Annotated in this window: 3 protein-coding genes; all 3 read right to left on the bottom strand. The window is 65.8% G+C overall.

The annotated features are described in order from the left end of the window. The coding region (locus tag WAW17_RS03070; RefSeq protein WP_422331547.1) for a tyrosine-type recombinase/integrase at nt 1-827 on the bottom strand (827 nt) is incomplete at its 3' end. Next, nucleotides 824-1,768 (bottom strand): tyrosine-type recombinase/integrase, encoded by a 945-nt coding sequence (locus WAW17_RS03075; protein WP_422331548.1) that lies wholly within the window; start codon nt 1,766-1,768, stop codon nt 824-826. The genes WAW17_RS03075 and WAW17_RS03070, both read right to left, overlap by 4 nt. Next, nucleotides 1,765-1,975 (bottom strand): tyrosine-type recombinase/integrase (locus WAW17_RS03080; protein WP_422331549.1); only part of this gene is annotated, 211 nt, incomplete at its 5' end. The genes WAW17_RS03080 and WAW17_RS03075, both read right to left, overlap by 4 nt.

Here is a 1,975-nt window from a genome sequence, read left to right on the forward strand (position 1 = left end):
ATGACGGTCGTATCGACGCCTGCGTGCAGAAGCGTCATGGCGCAGGTATGCCGGAAGACGTGGGGGCTGAGGTGTTTTCCGACCAGCGACGGACAGGACTGCCGAGCTTGTGCGGCGTAGACGGTGACTCTGCGTTGGACGGCATCGACGCTCAACCGTCGGCCGGTCCGAGTGCAGAACGCCGCATCGTCGCGTTGTCCGGCTCGCTCGATCAGCCACACGTTCATGACAGCGCGCACCGATTCCGTCATCGGCACCGACCGTTCTTTGCGGCCCTTGCCTACGCACCGGACGTGTCCGCTCGTTCCGGTGACGACGTCGCCGCAGTTGAGTCCGAGCAGTTCCGAGACCCGCAGACCGGTCTGCATCGCCAACGTCATCAGCGCATGATCACGCCGCCCGGCCCAGGTGCTGCGGTCAGTAGCGGCAAGCATCGCAGCGGCCTCGGGTTCGTCGAGGAAGCAGACGATGGCTTTGTCGAACCGTTTCGGTGGGATCGCCAGGACCTGTGCAATGAGCGCAGCATGCTCGGGATGCCGCAGGGCGGCATAGGAGAACAGCGAGCGGATGGCGGTCAGTCTGGCGTTTCGGGTGCGTGCGGAGTTGGCGCGATCGTTCTCGAGGTGATCGAGGAACGCGCAGATCGCGTCGGCGTCGAGATCGGTCCAGTCCAACCGTGACGGGGCTCTGTGGGTTCGTTGTTCCATGAACCCCAGCAGCAGCCGCATCGCATCTCGGTAGGCGGCGATGGTGTGTTCGCTGGCGCGGCGCTGCATGGTCAACCGCTCGAGGAAGAACGACTGCACCGTCGGCGCGATGGCGGTCATGAGTTCGCCTGCGGCAGGGTTGGTTCGAGCCGTTCTGCCGCCAACGCCAGCAACTGCGGTGCCGCGGACAGATACCAGTAGGTCGATCGTGGGTCGCGGTGACCGAGGTAGGTGGAGAGCCGCGGAAGTCGAGCGGCGACGTCCCCGCCGTCGCGGTACCACTGCAACAGCACTGTCACTGCGAACGTGTGGCGGAGGTCGTGGATCCTCGGCGCCACCGTCGATTGGCGCCCGATTCCGCTGCCGCGCCGTAGGTCTGCGAATACTTCGAACACCGACTCGTAGATCACCCGGCGGCCGGTGAGCGAGACGAAGTAGCTCTCGTTCCCGGGTGTGCGATCGAAGCCCTCGCGTAGGGATGCGTAGCGCGCCAACGCCTCGGTAGTGCTGTCCGAGAGGGGGACGTTGCGGGACTTACCGAACTTCGATTCCCGAACCAGCACAACACCGTCGTCCCAGTCGATGTCGGAGCTATCGAGGGTCAACACTTCCCCGACTCGCATGCCGGTGGCGGCGAGCAAACCGAACAGGGTGGAGTAGGTCGCTGCCCGCCGCGGGGAGGGCAGCGCGGCCGCTGCGCCTAGCAGTGCCGCGATGTCGTCGGAGCTGTAGATGAATGGTGGACGCCACCGGCGGCGACTGGGCAGCAACCCGATGGGCGGCACCTCGGTAGCCGGGTCGATGCCACTGAGGTAGCGAGCGAAGCCTCGGACCGCGCCCATCCGCCGCGGCCAGACCGAACTCCCGGGCGGTGATGGTGGTTGCTGACACCACGCCAGTGCATCGGCGATGGTCACCGTGGAGTGACTGAGCTCCTCGAGGTAGGTCACAAAGCGCGGCAGGAGGCGCGCTGCGTCCGCGAGGTTGTGCCCTAATCGGTTGCGCAGCAGCAGATATTGAGTCAAATGCATCCGCAAGGATGTCGGGTTCTCGGTGGTCATGAGAGGGCTCCCGGCCAGGGCTGAGCGACGGTGCGCAGTGAAGCCAGGTCGACTTTGGCGTAGATGGCGGTCGTGGCCAGGTCATGGTGGCGCAGAACCTGGCTGATGTCGGCCAGCGCGACACCCTCGGAGAGCAACGTCGTGGCCACCGAATGCCGTAGTCGGTGCGCCCCAGCCGGTGGGAGGCCCGCGCGTTGACATGCCCGG

Source organism: Rhodococcus sp. (in: high G+C Gram-positive bacteria), assembly GCF_049286785.1.
Taxonomy (GTDB): Bacteria; Actinomycetota; Actinomycetes; order Mycobacteriales; family Mycobacteriaceae; genus Rhodococcus_F.